At 47.5% G+C, this 19,258-nt stretch carries 10 protein-coding genes; 1 reads left to right on the top strand and 9 read right to left on the bottom strand.

Translation table 11 applies throughout. From position 1 onward, the window contains the following. Window positions 1-80 precede the first annotated feature (80 nt). On the bottom strand, window positions 81-1,505 hold the full coding sequence (locus tag RT717_RS24225) for a DASH family cryptochrome (protein ID WP_317488920.1): 1,425 nt from the start codon (window positions 1,503-1,505) through the stop codon (window positions 81-83). Between the two features lie 63 nt (window positions 1,506-1,568). Further along, the gene (locus tag RT717_RS24220) at window positions 1,569-3,008 is read right to left on the bottom strand and encodes an amidohydrolase (RefSeq protein ID WP_317488919.1); all 1,440 of its coding nucleotides are present in this window, start codon (window positions 3,006-3,008) and stop codon (window positions 1,569-1,571) included. A gap of 257 nt (window positions 3,009-3,265) precedes the next feature. On the opposite strand from RT717_RS24220, the gene RT717_RS24215 reads away from it, so the two are divergent. Continuing rightward, window positions 3,266-4,345, top strand: a complete 1,080-nt coding sequence (locus RT717_RS24215) for an IS110 family RNA-guided transposase (RefSeq protein WP_317488055.1) — start codon at window positions 3,266-3,268, stop codon at window positions 4,343-4,345. Window positions 4,346-4,633: 288 nt separating this feature from the next. Here the strand turns inward: RT717_RS24215 and RT717_RS24210 are convergent, their stop codons facing one another. From RT717_RS24210 to RT717_RS24180, 7 genes are all read right to left on the bottom strand, one after another. Further along, entirely contained in the window at window positions 4,634-6,775 is a 2,142-nt protein-coding gene (locus RT717_RS24210) for a c-type cytochrome domain-containing protein (protein WP_317488918.1), read from the bottom strand. Then, window positions 6,772-7,809, bottom strand: a complete 1,038-nt coding sequence (locus tag RT717_RS24205; protein WP_317488917.1) for an NHL repeat-containing protein — start codon at window positions 7,807-7,809, stop codon at window positions 6,772-6,774. Before RT717_RS24205 ends, RT717_RS24210 begins: the two co-directional genes overlap by 4 nt. 16 nt (window positions 7,810-7,825) lie before the next feature. Then, a complete protein-coding gene (locus RT717_RS24200) occupies window positions 7,826-9,280 on the bottom strand; it encodes a DUF1501 domain-containing protein (RefSeq protein ID WP_317488916.1) in 1,455 nt (484 codons plus the stop codon). Window positions 9,281-9,283: 3 nt separating this feature from the next. Further along, window positions 9,284-11,602, bottom strand: a complete 2,319-nt coding sequence (locus tag RT717_RS24195) for a PSD1 and planctomycete cytochrome C domain-containing protein (RefSeq protein ID WP_317488915.1) — start codon at window positions 11,600-11,602, stop codon at window positions 9,284-9,286. Window positions 11,603-11,763: 161 nt separating this feature from the next. Next, window positions 11,764-13,320: a SusD/RagB family nutrient-binding outer membrane lipoprotein gene (locus RT717_RS24190; protein ID WP_317488914.1), complete on the bottom strand. Its 1,557-nt coding sequence runs from the start codon at window positions 13,318-13,320 to the stop codon at window positions 11,764-11,766. A 19-nt stretch (window positions 13,321-13,339) separates the two neighbouring features. Then, a complete protein-coding gene (locus tag RT717_RS24185) occupies window positions 13,340-16,435 on the bottom strand; it encodes a SusC/RagA family TonB-linked outer membrane protein (RefSeq protein WP_317488913.1) in 3,096 nt (1,031 codons plus the stop codon). 549 nt (window positions 16,436-16,984) lie between these two features. Continuing rightward, on the bottom strand, window positions 16,985-19,174 hold the full coding sequence (locus tag RT717_RS24180; protein ID WP_317488912.1) for a S9 family peptidase: 2,190 nt from the start codon (window positions 19,172-19,174) through the stop codon (window positions 16,985-16,987). Window positions 19,175-19,258: the final 84 nt, after the last annotated feature.

The following is a 19,258-nucleotide window of genomic DNA, read 5'->3' as shown; positions in this document are numbered from 1 at the left end:
CTTTTTATTTGCAACTAAGATAACACCTGTACACATTGACGCAATAACTTCCTTTCCTCAGTTATGCTTCCAACTTCATATTATATCCACTTGCTGCTGTCGACTATAGGCAAAGGGTAGCTCTCAGGCAGTTGCACACCAGCTTCAAAAAGATCAGCTTTTCGAAGGGCGTCTGGCCGGTGTACTTTCCCACCCGGGATGCCGGATAGTTCGGGCAACCAGTGCCGTACATAGTCACCCTTTCCATCATACTTCATGGCTTGTGAGAGGATATTAAAGTACCTGTTCTCCCGGGGGTCGTTGCCGACTCCTGCAACATAATTCCAGTTACCCCAGTTACTGGAAACGTCATAGTCGATCAGTTGCGATTCAAACCATTGCGCTCCCCAAACCCAATCCACCTGAAGGTCTTTGATCAGAAAAGAGGCTACATTTTGTCTGCCCCGATTGGACATGAAGCCTGTTTGAAGGAGCTCTCTCATGTTGGCGTCAATGAAAGGCACACCAGTTTTTCCGGTTCGCCAAAGCTCGAAGATTACCATATCCTGAACGAAATAAATAGGCTGGCCACGGATACCCTTGGTTCGAAACATAGAAGACCCATACTTTTTCATCACAAACCTAAAGTAGTCTCGCCAGTACAGTTCAAAAATTAACCAGTAGGTGGAGTCGTTCTTCAGGACTTCTTGTTCAAATTTTTTCACCTCATAGTAAACATATCTTGGTGAAATGGTGCCCAGCGACAACCAGGCCGACAGCTTTGTTGAATAGTTTGATCCCAGCAATCCATTTCGGGTATTTTTATATTGTGTAATAGCCTTGGTATCCCAAAGGTAGGCCCTAAGCCGTTCTAGTGCAGCGTTCTCTCCGCCCGAAAAATGAATGGCTGCCCTTTCGTCGAGGCCGGGATGTTGAAGCCCAAAATCCCGTAAGTCTGGAAGCTGGCCTGCGTCCACTTTACCGAAGGCGGGAAGCTTAGCAGGGGCATCCTTTGCTGGTCGGATTGGTGTGGCATTCTCATTCTCTTTCCTAAATTGCGTAAACACTTCTGGCAGATTTTGAATAGGCCAGGGAATATCATCTTCGTGCCAAAGTGTACTCTGCCAAAATAGCTTTAGTAGAATTTTTTTTCGAAATAGTGTTGACTCAAGCGACTTCTCTATAGCCACTTCCTCCGTAGCCACCTCCTTGGATGCAAAAACCGCAGTTGCCTCCAGTTGTGTCGCCAATTCAGGAATGATATTTTCAGGCAGCCCAAACCTGACAATTAGATTGCTGCCTTTTTTCTGAAGGTTTGCTTTCAGATCAGTCAGCGACTCCAGAAGAAAATTTGTTCGAAGAGGCCCGCATCTAGGGAATCCAAGCGACTGTTCCTCGAACTGTCTCGGATCAAAAACAAAAACCGGATACAGATACTGACACTGCTTCATCGCACTTAGCAGAACCTCGTTGTCAAGTAAACGAAGGTCATTTCTAAACCAAATGATATGAATTCCTTTCTCCATTCAATATCAACAAACCGTGAACAGAAGTTGTTGACAAGAATTTGCAGGCATTCGTGATAGCGCCTATTTCACAGGCGGAGGCCCATCAGGTAAAATGGCCTTGTACACATAATCGCCTCTTTTTTCCAGAAACTCATCTCGCATCGCTTTTCTGATCGACTCGTTTTCAAAAAGATCGACCATTGTCAGCGCCAGGCTTTTGGCAGCGAATGCCATTCCTTTGTGCCCAATCGACATACCGCCGCAGGCAACCACGGCCCAGGAGTGCCACGGTGTGCCAATAGGAGCAGTAGTAGCGACAAGCGAAATTTCCGGCGTAATCCAGCTGATGTCGGCCACGTCGGTTGAGCCGCCTGTGGGGAACTCGGCTGTTGGGTCAATGCCTCCGATGCTGCCATCCAGACCTTTTTCTTCCATCTTAACTGATCGCTGAATGCCTTTTGCAAACTCAAGCTCTTCCGGTGTGTAACTGATCGGACCAACCAGCTGCATATTTTTATAAAGCACATTGGCGCCGGCGATATTGGGCAACTGCTCGTGGTAGCCTGAAGTGATGGTCATTTTGTTTGTGACTCCAGCAACAAGAGCGGCACCTTCCCCAATCTGTTGCACCCTTTCGTAGACTTCCATCATGCCTTTTCGGGTAGCGTCACGAACATACAGCCCTACTCTTGCATAGTCGGGGACAATGTTGGGAGCTTCTCCGCCTTTTTCAATGATGTAGTGAATGCGAACAGAAGGTTTCATGTGTTCACGAAACATGTTCAATCCATTGACAAATGCCTCCACGCCATCCAGCGCACTTCGGCCATTCCACGGATCGGCAGCAGCATGGGCCGCCTGGCCAAAAAACTCGACAGTTACTTCGATCATGGCCTGACTGCTTTGGGTGCTGGCTTTGTTTTCTGCATCGGGGTGCCAGTCGAAGCAGGCATCCAGGTCATCGAACAACCCGGCCCTCGCCATATAGATTTTCCCGCCGATGGCCTCTTCGGCCGGCGTACCATAAAACCGCACTGTTCCCTTCAGCTTACCCTGCTCGATCAGCTCCTTGATGGCCACTGCTGCTCCCAGGCTTCCGGGGCCAAATAGATTATGGCCACAGCCATGCCCGCCGGCTCCGTCAATCAGGGGAGATTTTTCCGGTACTGCTTTCTGTGACAATCCGGGCAAAGCATCGTATTCACCCATGATGCCAATAATTGGCTTGCCGCTGCCATAGCTTGCGATAAAAGCCGTTGGCATTTCGGCAACGCCCCTTTCAACAGTGAAGCCCTGAGCTTCGGCGTAGTCGGCCAGGGCTTTGGCGGAAACATTTTCTTTTAAGGCGATTTCTGCTGCCTCCCAGATTTTGTCGCTGAGATCAATAAGTTCGGAGGTGTGTTCATCCACCGAGGAGAGCACCGCCGTTTTGTTAACCGGAAGTTTGGCGGTCTTTTGTGCGGATAAATTTGTCAGGCCAGCGAGGCCGACAAAAAGGGTAAGCAGGATCCTCTTGTTCATGACAGGTCGGTTTTGTACCAATATAGGAAAAACTGGTGTTGGAAGAGATAGCTTTTTTCCAGGAGGATTAAGTCTACTTTGTCTAATTCGAAAAACCTGCCTGTTTTACCCTGAATCCTAAGCCAGGCACCCCAAAAGGGACAGTCAGATTTTTCTCCTGACTCCCTTTAGGCCTTATGATTGTAAAAGCATAAGCTTCTATGCAATTTAGTTTTGGATAGACATCAACACTTGTCAAACTAAAAAGATAGAAGCTTATGAAAGGTAAAAGTAAAGAATTGAACTTCGAAGGTCAAAAGGTATTCGTTGGCATTGATGTGCATTTAACCAGTTGGAAAGTGACCATATTATTGGAACAGCTTACACATAAGACGTTTTCACAGGATCCGAGAGCTGAGACTTTAGCCAGCTATCTAAGGAGAACCTTTCCAGGGGCCGAATATTATTCAGCCTATGAGGCAGGATTTTGCGGTTACAGTGTTCACCGATCTCTGGAGGCATGTGGCATACACAATATTGTAGTCAACCCAGCAGACATTCCTACCACAGATAAAGAGAAGAAACAAAAGGAGGACAGCCGAGATAGTAGAAAAATTGCACGCTGTTTACGTACTGGAGAATTAGAAGCTATCCATGTTCCAGACAGGGCTATAGAAGAACTTCGTGGGCTGGTAAGGTACCGTAAAACTTTGGTCAAGGAAATCAGTAGAAACAAGACCAGGGTCAAAGCTTCTTTACATTTCTATGGTATTGAAATTCCGGCAGAACTGGACTCTGCATCACGCCACTGGTCAGCTAATTTCTCCAAATGGTTAGCAACCATAAGGCTATCGACAGATTACGGCCATACCGTAATAGCCGACACGGTGGATACAGTTGATCATTTACGGTCTACACTACTCAAAATCAATAAGCAGCTAAGGACAATAGCTAAAAGTGAGGCGTATGCTCATAAAATTAACTGCCTTAAAAGTATTCCCGGAGTAGGACTGGTTGTGTCGATGACTTTGCTTACAGAACTCGAGCAGATCAACCGGTTCAAGAACCTGGATAAACTTTGTGCTTATATTGGACTGATTCCATCTACTAATTCTTCAGGAGATAAAGATCGAACAGGAAGCATTACACCCAGAAGCAATAAACCATTGAGAGGGGTACTTATTGAAAGTGCATGGGTTGCCAGTAGAATTGATCCTGCTCTAGCTCTGGCTTATAGTAATTTGTGTAAGCGAATGAAGCCAAATAGAGCTATTATTCGAATAGCTAAAAAGTTATTGAATCGTATAAGGTTTGTATTGAAAAATGAAACAGAGTATGAATATGCGGTGGTTAAATGAAGAGACTATCATCATAAAACAAACTTCACTTGAAAGACAGCTACTCAGCCCTTGCGATGCTAAATTTTAGTATTCGTTTCCTTTAGGCTGCTGCTTTCATTCATAGAAATTAAACAAGGAAATGCGGCTTACTAGTCCGTTGATAGAAGGATGTTTTTATGATGATTTATCATGACTAACAAGGAACATGGAGGCAAAGTATTGCTGGCCACTTCTTGGATTACAACATAGAAGGGTAGGGGTAAATCAGGAGAAAAATCATACGCTACTTAACCTGTCAAAATTGGATTAATTCAAAAGAACCTCATCGACAAATACCCACCCGGGGTTTCCCTTGGCATCGTGCCAGGCTGGAAGTTTGGTAACGGGCATGATATGAATCTTAAGCATCTTGTATTTTTCTTTAGGCAAATCGAAAGTGTAGAAAGCGGGGCCAACCGGTAAGTTTTTGGTTGGCTGATCCACTTTGTTTTTCTTCCAAAGTTTCAGATTTTTTTCATGGTCACCGTACCAGATGTCGATACTGGCGGGAGGCATGATCCAACCTCCTGTGTTATTGAGGCAGCTCACGGTGATTGACTTTTGAGGAATCTCTTCACCTAACATTATTTGCACATCCATGGGTTCGCCCTGGTAGCCTAGCCAGTTGCCATCTGTGTGGATATTGGTTCCTTTTATATGGTCGAAAAGCGCTTGTTCCAGCTTCCCTTTGTATTTCGGGTTCGGCGGAGTCAACAGACTAACACTGCCTGGTGTAATCGAACTTCTCAGAAATGATTTCGACACCATTTCGCTGCTGTACCATCCGTCTTTGAATGCTTTGACATTAATGGTTGCATTGCCATCCAAAGGAATTCCATCTTCGTAGATTGGGGAACTGATGCTGTCGGGTGCGGATTCATCGAGCGTATATCGCAGAGTAACTCCGTTGAGGTAATGCTTCACCTTCACGGAAATGGGGTCGGTGAAGAAGGCATCGTTGCCAACAATTACCGGAGCCGATAGCTGAATAACGGCGCCTTTGTCATCGAAGCCCGACTCAAAGGAGACATTGGGAAAAACTTCCTTTAACTCAGCAACCTGCCCTGCATCAATCCCTGTATTCCAGATAAATATTTTTTGAAGAGTGGAGAGAGGCCTCAGCTCAGAGACGCCCGCCGCAGTAACGGCCGTTCCTGATAGTGATAGTTCTCGCAGGTTCGAAAGTTTCGCCAATGAAGACAGTCCTTTGTCCGAAACATTGGTGAAGTTCAGATGAAGTTTTTTCAGGTTTTCAAAAGCCGCCAACAAAGCCAGGTCTTCATCTTTGACCGGAATTTTGTTGAGGCTCAGTTCAACTACCTGTGTGCGGATTTTGTCGAGTTCTTTTAGTTGCGCTGGTTCGAACGCTTCGCTAGAAAAAAAGCTGACCGTGAGTGCTGGTGAGTTGAGGGCAATAGGACTGATGATCCGGTAGTTGGAGTTCAGCGATTCAACCAGTACGGGGTCGGCGGCCTCAAAATCATAGCTTTTGGTGGCGTTGAATTTTGCCTGTGCTATTTGGTAAAGGGGTTGATCCGGAGCAGTTTCGACTGCCAAAGCGTCGAAAGGCGCACCAGCGGCAATCCAGGCTTCAAGTACTTCCTTCTCTTCATCTGTGAGCTGGTTTTTACCCTCGGGCGGCATATGTTCTTCTACCGATTCCGGCAAGTGAATGCGTTTGAGAAGCAGGCTGGCTTCATAATTCAGAGAGTCCCATAGCAGTCCGTTTTTACCACCAGCCAAAATAGTTTCCGGACTTTCCATCACCAGCTCACCTTTGGCTTTGCGGCTGTTGTGGCAGCCCATGCACTTTTCTTTCAGAATAGGCTGCACCATGTGATCGTAAATTACGGCCTCAGCGAAAGGAACATCTTCGAAACTTGCGTCAGGGGTGATGGGCGCCAGCACAAAATTGTCTCCGTGTGTAATGTTGGCGCCCTGGTGACCGGCAAAAGTGATCAGCACCAACATTCCCACGGGAATACCTTTTGACAGCATAGGCTGTAGATTCGTCTTCTTTCTGAAGGTATACCATCCATAAGATGAAAAAGCGACCAGCGCTCCACCCCATTTGTGCCAGGTCAGGCTTCCTTCAGCATAGCCGCCCTCTTTTGAGAGCAATAAACCCATGAGTGCTGAAAGAGCAGCGGTAAAACTTCCCAGAAGAAGCAGGTCGTCTGCTCGAAGTGATTCATCAGCTGGCGACTCGGCTGGTGTTTTGCTTAAAAAAACCAGCAGGGCATAAACAACCAATAAGGCTATGGGAAAATGCAGGAGTAAAGGGTGCATCCTCCCTATCACCTGAAGCCAGGCGGGTGTAGTAAAACTGTTTTCGAATACGAGAAGAAACGCCAGCAAGCAGCAAACAAAGAAGCTGCCATTGCTGATCAAGCCCCGAAGCTTGCTCATGAAACAGGCGTTAGTTTATAAGGGTATACCTGGCCCGAATTCCACTGAGCTACATAAAGATTTTCTTCATCGTCGATGCACACATCGTGGGGGTAGGCAAAAACGGCATCGGTTTGGAAAAGTTCTTTCAATTGGCCGGCTTCATATTCCGGGGCATTCGCAGCGATGTTGGAAACGACTTTGTCTTTCTTGTCGAGAATCGTTACAAACCCAGATTGCTTCCATGGTTGACTGGCGCTCATAAGCACCGCAGCATACAAATAGTCGCCTTTAATAACCGGCCTGCAAACCCAGGCGCCGGGTAGAGAAATGGTCGACAAGTATTTGCCGTCAAGCGTATAGCGCTTGAAAGCCATTTGCTGACGGGAGCTGATAACCAATGATGGATTGGCTGGATCACGGAAATCCATGCAAACGCCATGGGCATTGAGGAGGTGGGCATTAGTTTCTCCCCGGCCGCCAAAGTGACGGATGTAGTTGCCTTTGCTGTCGTACTGCGTGATAAAGTCTTTGCCGTAGCCATCTGCAACAAAGATATCCCCGTTGGGAGCAATGGCCGTTTCAGTTGGCACATATTCGTCGGCCTTTGTGTATTCGCCCGTTTCTTTTGGATAGTCGAGCGTCAAAAGTACTCGCCCGTTCATGTCTGTTTTAATTACCTGATGGCGGTTGTTGTCGCAGATGAAGAGCACTTCGGTGCCATTTTCGTCAAACAAAGTCAACCCATGAGCCCCGGGGTATTCCGATCCCCACGTTGAAAGCAGCTTCCCTTTTTTGTCGTAGATAATGACATTGTTTTTGGTCTCGTTGGTGAGGAGCAGGATGCGGCCTTTGCTGTCCTGCACCATTTCGTGGCAGTCTTTCACCGGGTATTTGGTGATGTCGGCCTGGCTCCATTTGGTGTCGAGCTTGTAGCGCTTTTTTCCGTGGCCGAGGATGATGTCTTGCTTCGGATTTCTGGCTAACAGAGAAGGCCCAGCCATAACAGCCGAAGCGGCAAGGGCACTGTTTTTTACAAAAGTTCTTCTTTTCATTTTTCGGGTGTTCTTGCTAAGCAATAATTCCTTTCACTACCTTTCCGGCTACATCAGTCAACCGGTACCTTCTTCCCAAATGCTTGTAGATCAGCTTCTCATGATCAAGCCCCATTTGGTTGAGCACGGTCGCATGAAAATCGTTGACATGCACGGGGTTTTCGGTGATATTATAGCCAAACTCGTCAGTTTCCCCGTAGACCATTCCAGGCTTGATGCCCCCACCTGCCATCCATATAGTGAAGCACCGGGGATGGTGGTCACGGCCGTAGTTGTCGCCAGTGAGCTTGCCCTGGCAATAGTTGGTTCTGCCAAACTCACCGCCCCAAATTACGAGGGTTTCGTCGAGGAGGCCTCTTTGCTTCAAATCCATTACGAGTGCTGCCGACGATTGATCCACATCTTTGCACTGGCCAACAATTTGGCCAGGCAGGTTATCGTGGGCATCCCACCCCTGATGGTAGAGTTGCACAAACCGAACGCCACCTTCGCTGAGCTTGCGGGCCAGCAGGCAGTTGGCGGCATAGGTACCGGGCACCATGCATTCGGGGCCGTACATTTTCACAATTGACTCCGGCTCATTTTTTAAATTTGTAAGCTCTGGCACCGAAGTCTGCATTCGGTAAGCCAACTCGTATTGTTGAATTTTGGCAGCAATCTCAGGATCCCCGAACTCTTCGTAGTTTTCCTGATTCAACGCTGCCAGGTGATCGAGCATTTTTCTTCTTTCCGCCCTGTCCATTCCCTCGGGGTTGTTGAGGTAGAGCACAGGGTCGTCGCCACTGGAGAACTGGACACCCTGATGAACGGAGTCGAGGAAGCCGTTGGTCCAAAGCTTTGAGTAAACTCCCTGGCCATTACCTTTTCCTTTTGAAAGCAAAACGCAGAAAGCGGGGAGGTTTTTGTTTTCACTTCCCAGCCCGTAACTCAGCCATGCCCCCATGCTTGGGCGGTTGCCTACCTGGGCACCGGTCTGGAAAAAGGTGAGTGCCGGGTCGTGGTTGATGGCCTCGGTATAAATGCTTTTTACGAAGCAGAGTTCGTCAGCTATGCTGGCGGTGTGGGGCAGCAAGTCGCTGATCCAGGCACGAGACTGGCCGTATTGTTTAAAGTCGAAAATTGTTCCGGCCAGTGGAAATTTGGACTGCCCGGACGTCATGCCTGTCAATCGCTGACCCTGACGAATCGACTCTGGCAAGTCTTCCCCGTGCATTTTTTGCAGCATGGGTTTGTAGTCGAAAAGGTCAAGCTGAGAGGGGGCACCATTTTGGAAGAGGTAAATGATCCGTTTGGCCTTTGGCGCAAAATGGGGGAGCTGTGCAAAAAGCTCTTCTTCCGGACTAGAGCCTCCCTTGAATAAATCAGGAATCAGCAGCGAACCCAGTGCCGCACTACCAATGCCGAGACTTAACTTCGAAAGAAATTTTCGCCTGTTTTGGTTTAAGCCGTTTTCCAGTTGTTCTTTTTCCATGGCTTATGTCTTTGTAATGGATTCCTCCATGTTATAGATCAGTTGAATCACGTTGGCAAGCGCTGCCGCCTCACTTTTCTCTACTTCCAAATGAGGAAATTCACCCACATTTAGCACCTCCGAAGGGTCAATAGCCTGGCTTTGGTAAATGCCCAGTTGTTCTGAAAAATAACTGTTCAGCAAATCTTTCTCAGACTCCTTCGGCACCCGGCACACAATCAGCCTGAAGGCTTTTGTTATTTTGTCTTCTGTGCCCGTCTGCTCCTTGACCAGCTTTTCGGCCAGCACCCGTGAAGCTTCTAACATGGTTGGATCGTTCATCATGACAAGTGCTTGGAGAGGCGTGTTGGTCTGAGGTCGTTTTACCTCACATTGGTCTCTGTTGCTGCCATCGAAAATCATCAGAGAGGGAGGAGGCAGTGTGAGTTTGATGAAAGTGTACATACCCCGGCGGTACAAATCTTCCCCATGGTCTTGCTGGTAAGTTGCTAAAACACCTCTGCCCGAAGTGGCAGCCTCCCAAAGGCCGTCGGGTTGATAAGCCTTCACACTGGGGCCACCGATTTTGTTCACCAAAAGTCCACTGCTAGCCAGAATGAGGTCTTTTACGAACTCAGCCGGTAACCGGAAGCGAGGCCCATGGCTGAGGTAAATATTGTCGGGGTCGATGGCCAGCTTTTCTTTCGAAACGCTGCTGGATTGCCTGTACGTAGCCGATGTCACGATTTGCTTGACCAGGTATTTGATGTCCCAGTCATTTTCCATAAAGTCGACCGCCAGCCAGTCGAGCAGCTCAGGGTGTGAAGGTAGGTCGCCCTGCATACCAAAGTCGCCGGCGGTTTTTACAATTCCCTGGCCGAAGATCATTTGCCATACCTGATTCACAAATACCCTGGCTGTCAAAGGATTGTTTTTGTCGACGGTCCATTTGGCCAAGCCTAAGCGGTTTCTTGGGTAGGCAGTGGTATCAAAAACCATGACTTCTGACAGAGGTTGTGGTTTCACTTCATCTGTTGGCGAATCGTACTGCCCCCGGTTGAGCACGTAAGTTTTGCGCAGGGTGTCAAGCTCGTCCATCACTGACACCATCATGGTGTCTTTTTCCAGCTGTCTGATAAATGAAAGTACTCCATCAAGATCGGCCGTTGTAATTTCAAGCCTTGGTGCTTTAGCTGGTTTCGAAACGGATATGTCGCCCTCGTACCCGACTTCAGGTGTATTGTTAAAGAAGGCCAACATTTTATAGTAGTCCTTTTGCGAAATCGGATCGTATTTGTGATCGTGGCACTGGGCACATTCTACCGTAAGACCAATAATTCCTTTACTATATGTCTTGGTTTTGTCGAGGAGGTACTCGATTCTATACTCCTCTTCTATCACACCACCTTCCTCTGTGTATTTATGGTTTCTCAAAAAGCCGGTAGCAAGGATTTTCTCTTTATCGGCGTCGGGAAGCATGTCTCCAGCCAACTGCCAGGTGAGAAATTTGTCGTAAGGAAGGTTGTCGTTGAAGGCATGGATCACCCAATCCCGCCAGGGCCATTGCGTGCGGATATTATCGTCCTGATAGCCGTAGGAATCGGAATAGCGGCCGACGTCCAGCCAGTGAACGGCCATTCTTTCTCCATAAGCAGGGCTGTTCATCAATTCGTCCACAACCTTTTCATAAGCCTCATCGCTTTTGTCGGCCATAAAGCGATCCATGAGATCAAGCGACGGAGGCAGCCCGGTCAGATCGAGAGAAACCCTTTTCAGCAAGCGTTCTTTGTCCGCCTCTTCGTTGGGTTTCAGTCCTTTTTCCTCCATTTTTTTCACGACGAAAAGGTCAAGGTCGGTTTTAGGCCAGTCTTCGCCCTTCACTTTTGGAAGGACCGCTTTTTTGGGAGACGTGAAGGACCAAAGCTTTTCAAATTTTGCGCCCTGCCTGATCCATTTTTTAACAAGCGCTATTTCATTTTCAGTCAAAAGAGGCAGGTGCGACTCAGGCGACGGCATTTGGTAGGTAGGGTCGGTAGAAGAAATGCGCTTCACCAACTCCGACTCCTCTGGCTTTCCAGGGACGATGGCAAATTTCCCTTTATTCTCTTTCAATTCACCGAGAGCCAGCTCAGGAATATCAAGCCTTAGGCCGGCTTTCACTTTGTTTTTATCGGGACCATGGCAAGCGAAGCACCTGTCGCTCATCAAAGGGCGGATATGAAAATTGTAGCTGACGGTTTCGGGCAGGTCTCCTGAAGATGTTGAGTCTTTGCATCCAGGCAGGGAAATAATTAATCCCGCAAAGGCAATGGACAGAAGCCCGGTGATGAGCCTGGTATACATGTTCAAGTAGGGTTATGTAAAATCAAAATTTAAGAAGGTTTGGCAAGGATAACAATGCATAGTCCATTAATAAGTTGTGGCTGGGAAGAGTGGAAAAATAAAGGCACCCGAAGGTGCCCTTATCAATAGATGAGTATTTGAAATATCAATGGAAAGAGAATTTATTCAACATCCCACCACATTCTTGTGGTAAGAAGGTCTGGCCCCTGGGCCTGAACGGCGCTTTGGTAGTTGTCAGGGTTGCTGCCAGCTTCTGACTCATAGTACCTCAACCTTCTTGGCACAGTTCCGCCAGTGATGTTGTTCGGGTCGCTTGTAGGAGTGAAGGCAGGAAATCCTGTTCTTCTCCAGTTGTTCCATGCCTCAACGTGGTTCAGGTAAGTGGCGGCCCAGTATTGCTCGCCAATCAATTCCAGTTTAGCAGCGTCTGATGCTCCCGCAAAGTCAAGCCCGGCGATGTATGTGCTGATTTCCGAAGCACTTGCTGCATTTGAGATGCCAAATGCCTCCCATGACTGGATGGCTGCTGTAACTCCAGCCACAAAATGTGCTTCAGGATCAGATGACAACCAACCCTTCACCGCTGCCTCAGCTTTCATCAGTTCTACTTCAGCGTAGCTAAGGAATGGATAAGGATCATCCAGATCTAAAATCTCACGATTGATGAAAGAGTACTCATTTACGCTTTCAAAATCAGGATTGATGGCCGTTATGGTTTGCGAAGTGTAACCATTGGGCAAGCCTTGTTGACTATCGGGATCGGTGTTCCAGGTAGTGCTATTATACGGGTCACCGGTACCACCTACAATGATCATTTTACGTGGGTCATTGTTGTCCGTTAGCCAATTTACAAGGAATTCACTGACACGGCCATTGCTGGCATCGCCACCGCCACCGCCGGCATTGGAAAGCACAAGTGAAGTGCCGTTCTGGTTGGTATCACCAGCAGGACCGTTTTGTTGAGCCAAAAATGCGTTGTCATCATTTGATGTCATTGCACCGCCAGCTGCTTCAACAAACACAGCTTGCGCTTCTGTAGGATTCACTTTGCTCATACGAAGCGCTATTCTCATTAGTAATGAATTCGCAAACTTCACCCACTTCTCAGTATCTCCCTTAAACAGGATGTCCTGAGAGCCCAAATTGTTAATGCTTGGGTCAAATCCGTCTCTTGCTGCTTTAATATCGCTTATCAGGGCCGCATAGATTTCAGATTGAGCATCGTACTTTGGGAACCAGTTTTCGGCTCCGTCGAGCCCCCTTCCAGCCTGGAAGAAAGGAACGTTTCCATAAAGATCAGTCATTTTGTGAAGATCGAAAGAACGCATGATAGTGGCCGCACCATGCAGGTTAACCAACTCTGGCACGTCCGCTGTTTGATCCACTACATGAGTCAGTGTTTTGATGGCGTCGGTATAGTGACTTTCCATAAAAGCACCGCTGTATTGTGCGTTGTAGTAGTATTTATCGCCACTCCAGTAACCTTGCAACGAGGCGTTGTGTTGGATCATAGTAGAGCAATAAATCAAGTTCGTTCTCCAGTTTTCGTAGCGGGCACCAGCTACCCTCAACTGTCCATATGCCAGCAGATACGAAAGGTCTATTTCTTCGGAGGCATTTTTGTTTATGTTGAGCTCAATCAGGTTGTCTTCGTTACATGAACTCATGATGAAGACGAGCACCAATGCGGCGCTTAAATATTTCTTTATATTCTTCATATTTCTCTTCATTTAAAGTTTAGAATGACGCCGACAGGTTGAAACCAAAGTTTCTTGTTGTCGGCATGGCGAAGAAGTCAAGCCCCTGCGCATTTCCGCTATTGTTGTAAGCAGACTCAGGGTCAATATTTGGAACACTTGACCAAAGCAAAGCCAGGTTTCTACCAACTATTGAGAACCGAAGCGACTCAATTGGGGTCTTCGCCAATAGCGTAGAAGGCAGGCTATAACCCAAAGACAGCGACCTGAGTTTACCGAAAGACGCATTGTACACGAAATTGTCAGTGATTTGAGAATAGCGGCTGTAGTAGTTGTCTACATTTTCAGGAGCAATGTTCCAGGTCTGTGCTTGTCCTTCTTCATCCACTCCGGAAATGCTCAGCCCGTTTTCACGACCTGGGAGGGTTTCTTTGTGCAGGCCAAGGTTGTAGGCTACTACGTTTGTACTTGATGCCAGATAACCACCACTGCGGATATCGATCAGGAAGTCGAGCGTAAAGTTTTTATAGGTGAATGTATTGCTAATGCCGGCGCTGACAGGGTGACGTCCCGGTGCGATAAGGTCGAAGTCTCCTCTCACTGGATATCCGTCGGCGTCATATACTTTTTGGCCGTCGATTTCCATTTGCTTGTAACCTGCAATGGCTCCCAAAGGCTGGCCTACATAGTGACGAATTCTCTCCTGTTGTGTTCTCGCTTCGTCAAGGTTAAGGAACTCGATGGGCTCACCCAGTGCGTTCGTGCCAAGATTGATCACGTTGCTTATGTTGTGAGCGTAGTTGAAGGAAACATCCCACCTGAAGCCATTGGCAACTATTGGCGTTCCTTTTAACAGCAGTTCCACACCCTTGTTGCTCAGCTCACCGACGTTGATCGTAGTGGAGCCAAAGCCAGATGTCCCCGAAATAGTTGTATTCAGGATGTCGTCTGTTGTGGTCCTGTCATAGTAGGCAAGGTCAATACCAATCCTGTTGTCCAGCAATCTTACATCAAACCCAACTTCAATTTCGCTGGAAATATATGGTTGAAGGGCAGCGTTAGGAATGGAACCGTTGCTGATGGATCCTAAAACTGCTCCCTGGTGGCCTTGCCCTACAAGTCCGTAGGTCAGGTTAAGTGAATAGGGATCTGGTGCACCACCGCCCACCTGGGCCCACGACGCTCTCACCTTTCCAAAGGTGAAGAACTCAGGCATCGTAAACACGTCCGAGAAAACGAAGCTCAAACCGGCAGAAGGATAGAAAAGAGAGTTGTTTTCGTCCGCAAGGGTCGAAAACTTGTCCTGACGACCAGTCACGTTTAGGAACAGGTAATTTCTGAATCCGATGTTTGCTGATCCGAAGATGGAGTTGATACCGTATTCAGAAAAACTGTAGCTGTAAGCCTGATTTGTAACGTTGGTTACGCTGTGGAAAAAGGGAATGTTCAAGCCAGAGCCACCAGCGTTTAGCTGCTCAGCTGTTTTTCTCATTCGGTTTCCACCAACCAGACCGTCTACCGAAATGTCACCGAAAGTTTTGTTAACGCCAATGAACATATCGGCATTGTCTTCTCTAATGGTTCTCATGTTCTGGTTGAAGCTTCCGGTAGTAGCGTAGGCTGTGCCATAAGGCTCGTAGTTGTCAGAAGCTACGGACACAAAGTCGGTGCCGACACGGCCTTGCACATACAGCCACTCAAAGAAGTTGTACTTCAATGCGATGTTGCCCAGAACACGGTCCTTATTATCCTCTCTATTGAACTGATAAGCTGCCCAGTAAGGGTTCTGTATATAATTGCTTCCCTGATAACGGAATTCTGTTCCATCCTCTTTTGCTCCTAATTTATCAGGATCACCCTTCAACGTCTCGTAAGAAAGAGAAGCAGGCTTTGTAAGGATGGCATAGTTGGCGTTACCCGGAGAGTCCGACAATCTTGGTCGGTTGATGGCCTTTTCCTTAGAGTACTGGCCTGTCAGTTTTAGCTCAAGGTTTCCAAAAGCGCCATTCAAGCCTGTTGTGAAAAGCTTTCTGTCGAAGCTTGCATTCGGCATGATATCGTCATTATTCAAATCAGAAGCCGAAAAACGGAAGTTGCCTTTTTCGTTTCCACCGGAAAGAGCCAATGTATTAGTCCATGTTTTGCCAGTGCGATAGAAGTCCTTGATGGTTTCTCCCGTATCGGAGTAAGGTCTTGATACACCGTCAAACTGAACAACGCTTGATCCGTCAAGTTTGCCTCCCCAGGAGGAGTTGCCGTAATCGAGGGCAGCGGTTTCGTTGGCAGGCTTTTCGCCATCCACACCTATTCCATACTCTTTCTGAAAGTCGGTAAGATCAATCACGTTGTCCATGGTAAAGTTGGAGTTAAAGCTAACGCCGACACCTTTTCTTGACTTACCTGACTTTGTTGTAATCAAAATGACGCCATTGGCGGCACGGGCACCATATAGTGCTGCGGCCGTGTTTCCTTTCAATACCGAAAGGCTCTCGATGTCATCAGGGTTGATAGAAGAAAGACCATCTCCACCGTCATTTCCACCCCACATACCCGCAGAGCCAAGTGTAGAATTGTCCATTGGCACACCGTTTACCACATAAAGTGGCTGGTCCGATCCACCCAGGGAAGATCCCCCTCTGATAATCACACGGCTTGATCCCGCTGCTCCTGAAGCAGGCGTACTTACATTCACACCGGCTATTTTACCTGTCAGTGCATTTCCCAAGTTGGTAGTACGGGAGTCGGTAAACTGGTCACCACTTACCTGAGTAACGGAGTAACCAAGAGACTTTTTGTCTTTTTCCAAACCAAAGGAAGTAACTACTACCTCATCCAATTGGGTAAAGTCAGCTGTCATCGAAATGTCAATCACTGACCTTGAACCCACTTCTACCTCTTGTGTGGTGAAGCCAATAAAAGAGAAAACGAGGGTTGTACCGTCGGCAGACATAGTGATTTTATAATCACCTTCCACATCGGTAACTGTGCCGACGCTCGTGCCCTTGACAGAAATGTTAACACCAGGGAGTCCACCGCCTTCCTCGTCGGTGACCTTACCTGAAATCACTCGGTTTTGCGCATGGGCATAGAAGCCCAATAAGCAAAACACCAATAAATGGGTAAGCTTTTTCTTCATAGAAAATGTTTTAATAGATAATTGATTCGAACTAAAGGGTATAATCAACAGGGGGTGTTGAGGGGATAAATATATAAAATTTTTTATATACCAACGAAGAAACACCTGGCTTTATAGAGTAACGAAACGATAATGCTCTCATGAGCTGCTAGAAAGTGTGTCCGCACAAATTTTAAACTAGGGCATACGAACTTATACAGCGCATTGTGTTTTCTACCCTCAGCAATCGTTTGCATCGATTAATTGCACACTTTTTATGAGACATAAAATATGAATATTCTTATATTTACAGCTGACCATTGAGAGACAGCAGGAAAAATATATGGCACATAACGGTCTATTTTATAGAGCGTTAACAAAATGTGCTTTTTGAGGAGAGCAACTGGTTGATTATAAACGTTGGTGACATTGCCGAATATTTGGGAAGAGTATCAATGCACAGAAAAAAAATAGCGCCGTAAGGCGCTATTAAAAGGTAGAAGATAGGTTCTCACCCCATAAGACTTTGACTTTAAGCACAAAATCAGGCCGAGGAAAATAGGTCTAGCTTTAATCTTCTCCCACAGTAGCTGCAGGAGCCTCCGGGTGCTTTACATACCTTTCAAAAAACTCAATAAACCGGCCGAGCCTATCCATCATGCGCAGCGGATTGCCGCTTCTGCTTAGCTCATGCCCTTCGCCCGGATAGCGCACATATTCCACAGGCCTATCAAGTGCTTTCAGGCTCTTGTACATCATTTCCGACTGGATGGTGCCAGTTCTCAGGTCCTGATCGGAGTGCATGATGAGTAGAGGGGTCGTAATTTGGTCAATGAAGGTAATTGGTGAGTTGGCATCAAGGATTTCCTGCACGCCCTCTTCCCAAGGGTAGCCAAAATGCGTTGGTACCAGCCGCCAGGCATTTCCTTCTCCCATAAAGGTAGTGAGATCGTATACACCTCTTTGCGCATTGGCTGCTTTGAAGCGTTGGTCTTGTGTCACTAGCCAGGCCACCATGTAACCGGCATAGCTACCTCCTGTTACAAATAGCTGGTCGGTATCCACCCAGCTGTTTTTGGAAGTAGCATCATCCAAAGCTGCCAGAATGTCGTTGGCAGGCCCGTGGCCCCAGTCTCTATAATTACCTTTTTTGAACGCATCGCCGTAGCCGCCACTACCCCGTGGGTTACTGAAAACCACCCCATAACCCCAGCTGGAAAGCAACTGAAATTCATGCCACATACTGAGTCCCGACGGCCCCCACATGGCAGAAGGCCCACCATGGATTTCCAGTATGGTCGGATATTTGGTTCCTTGTTTGAAGCCAACGGGTTGCATCACCCAGTACTGTACTTTTACGCCGTCGGGTCGGGTGACCCAGTATTCCGAAACGGGAGTGACGATTTTGTCTTTCAGCCAATCCGAGTTGAAATGTGTTAACGCTGTCAAAGCCCCGCTCTTCACGTCCATGCTGTATACTTCCAGAGGGTTGTTGAAGTCGGTAATGGTCATGATGATTTTTTTGCCTGCAAGCGCAAAGTCATTGATGCCTTTGTCTCCTTCCAAAAGGGTAACGATTTCGCCTTTCTTCAGGTCGTAGCTGTACAAAGGAATGTCCCCTTCGGACGACGCAGTAAAATAGATTTTTTTGTTATCAGGAGAAAAGACCGGCCCACCAGCGTCTCTGTCAAACTCCGCTGTAATCATTTTTGCGCCGCTGCCCTCGGTGTTGACAAGCCCCAGGTCATTTTGCGTAGCATGCCTGTTTACATCATCTCGCATGTAAAACAGTATGGACTTTCCGTCGGGCGAGAACTGTGGATTGCCTAAGGAAAAACCCTCCATATGAAGGAAGGAGGTAGCAGAACCTGACGTGACGTCAATTTTCCAAAGGTCAGAGTGGCTTTGTTTGTCGGGCTCCACTTTGTAAGCCACAGAGGAGCAAACAATGGTTTTTCCATCCGGCGACCAATCGCCACCGGCAAAATCCTGGAACCCTTTGGTGAGTTGGCTGGCTTTCCCGGCATCAAGCGACTGAATGAATAAATGCCGATACTTCATCTCGGGGTTGAGTCCCTGTTCCGCCTGGAAATCCTGATTCACAAACACCCGTGGGTTTTTGTCGACGGCATTTTTGGCCAGCCATGCCCGAAGCTCTCCAAGGTCGCCATCAGGAGTAGACTTGATATCTTTTTTCTCTTCGTCTTTTAGCGCCTTCCAGTTGGGCTCGTCTTTGAATGCTCTTCCTGGTCTTTCATAAGCCCAGGTTGGGGTGCCTTCAGTGTCCCAATCGGGGATGGACGACGAAAAGAGAATAGATTTTCCGTCGGGAGCCCAGCGGGGGCCAGAAGCACCGTGCTTGGCAGAGGTAAGTGGATAGGCTTCGCCCCCGGTTAACGGCAGTATCCATATTTGCGACTTTCCGTCGTCGGATCGCACAAAGGCGATTTTTTCACCGTCAGGAGCCCAGGTAGGCTGTGAGTCGCTCTTTTTTCCGAACGTAAGCTGAATAGGCTCTCCACCTTTTTCAAGATCGAGCATGTAAAGGTTGTGGCTATAAAAATAGTCATCCCCTTTTTGATCTCTTTTGGTGACGACCATCACCGCTTTCCTGGTATCGGGTGATACCTCCAGCTGTGAGGAGGTAACAATTTTCATAAGGTCAGACGTGACGATGGGCTTTTTTCCGCTTTGCGCTTCTGCCCAATGAATGAGCATGATGAACGCCGGCAGCAACAAGTAGTTGAGTCTTTTTTGCATGACTGATTGGTTTTCGGGTTAATGCGGGAAGAACAGCATAAATGGTTTTTGATTCAAGCAATAATCCGTTGGTGGTGAAAATTT

The sequence above is a fragment of the Imperialibacter roseus genome (assembly GCF_032999765.1).
In the GTDB taxonomy this organism is placed as follows: Bacteria; Bacteroidota; Bacteroidia; order Cytophagales; family Cyclobacteriaceae; genus Imperialibacter; species Imperialibacter roseus.
This window is presented reverse-complemented; position numbering and strand designations above follow the sequence as displayed.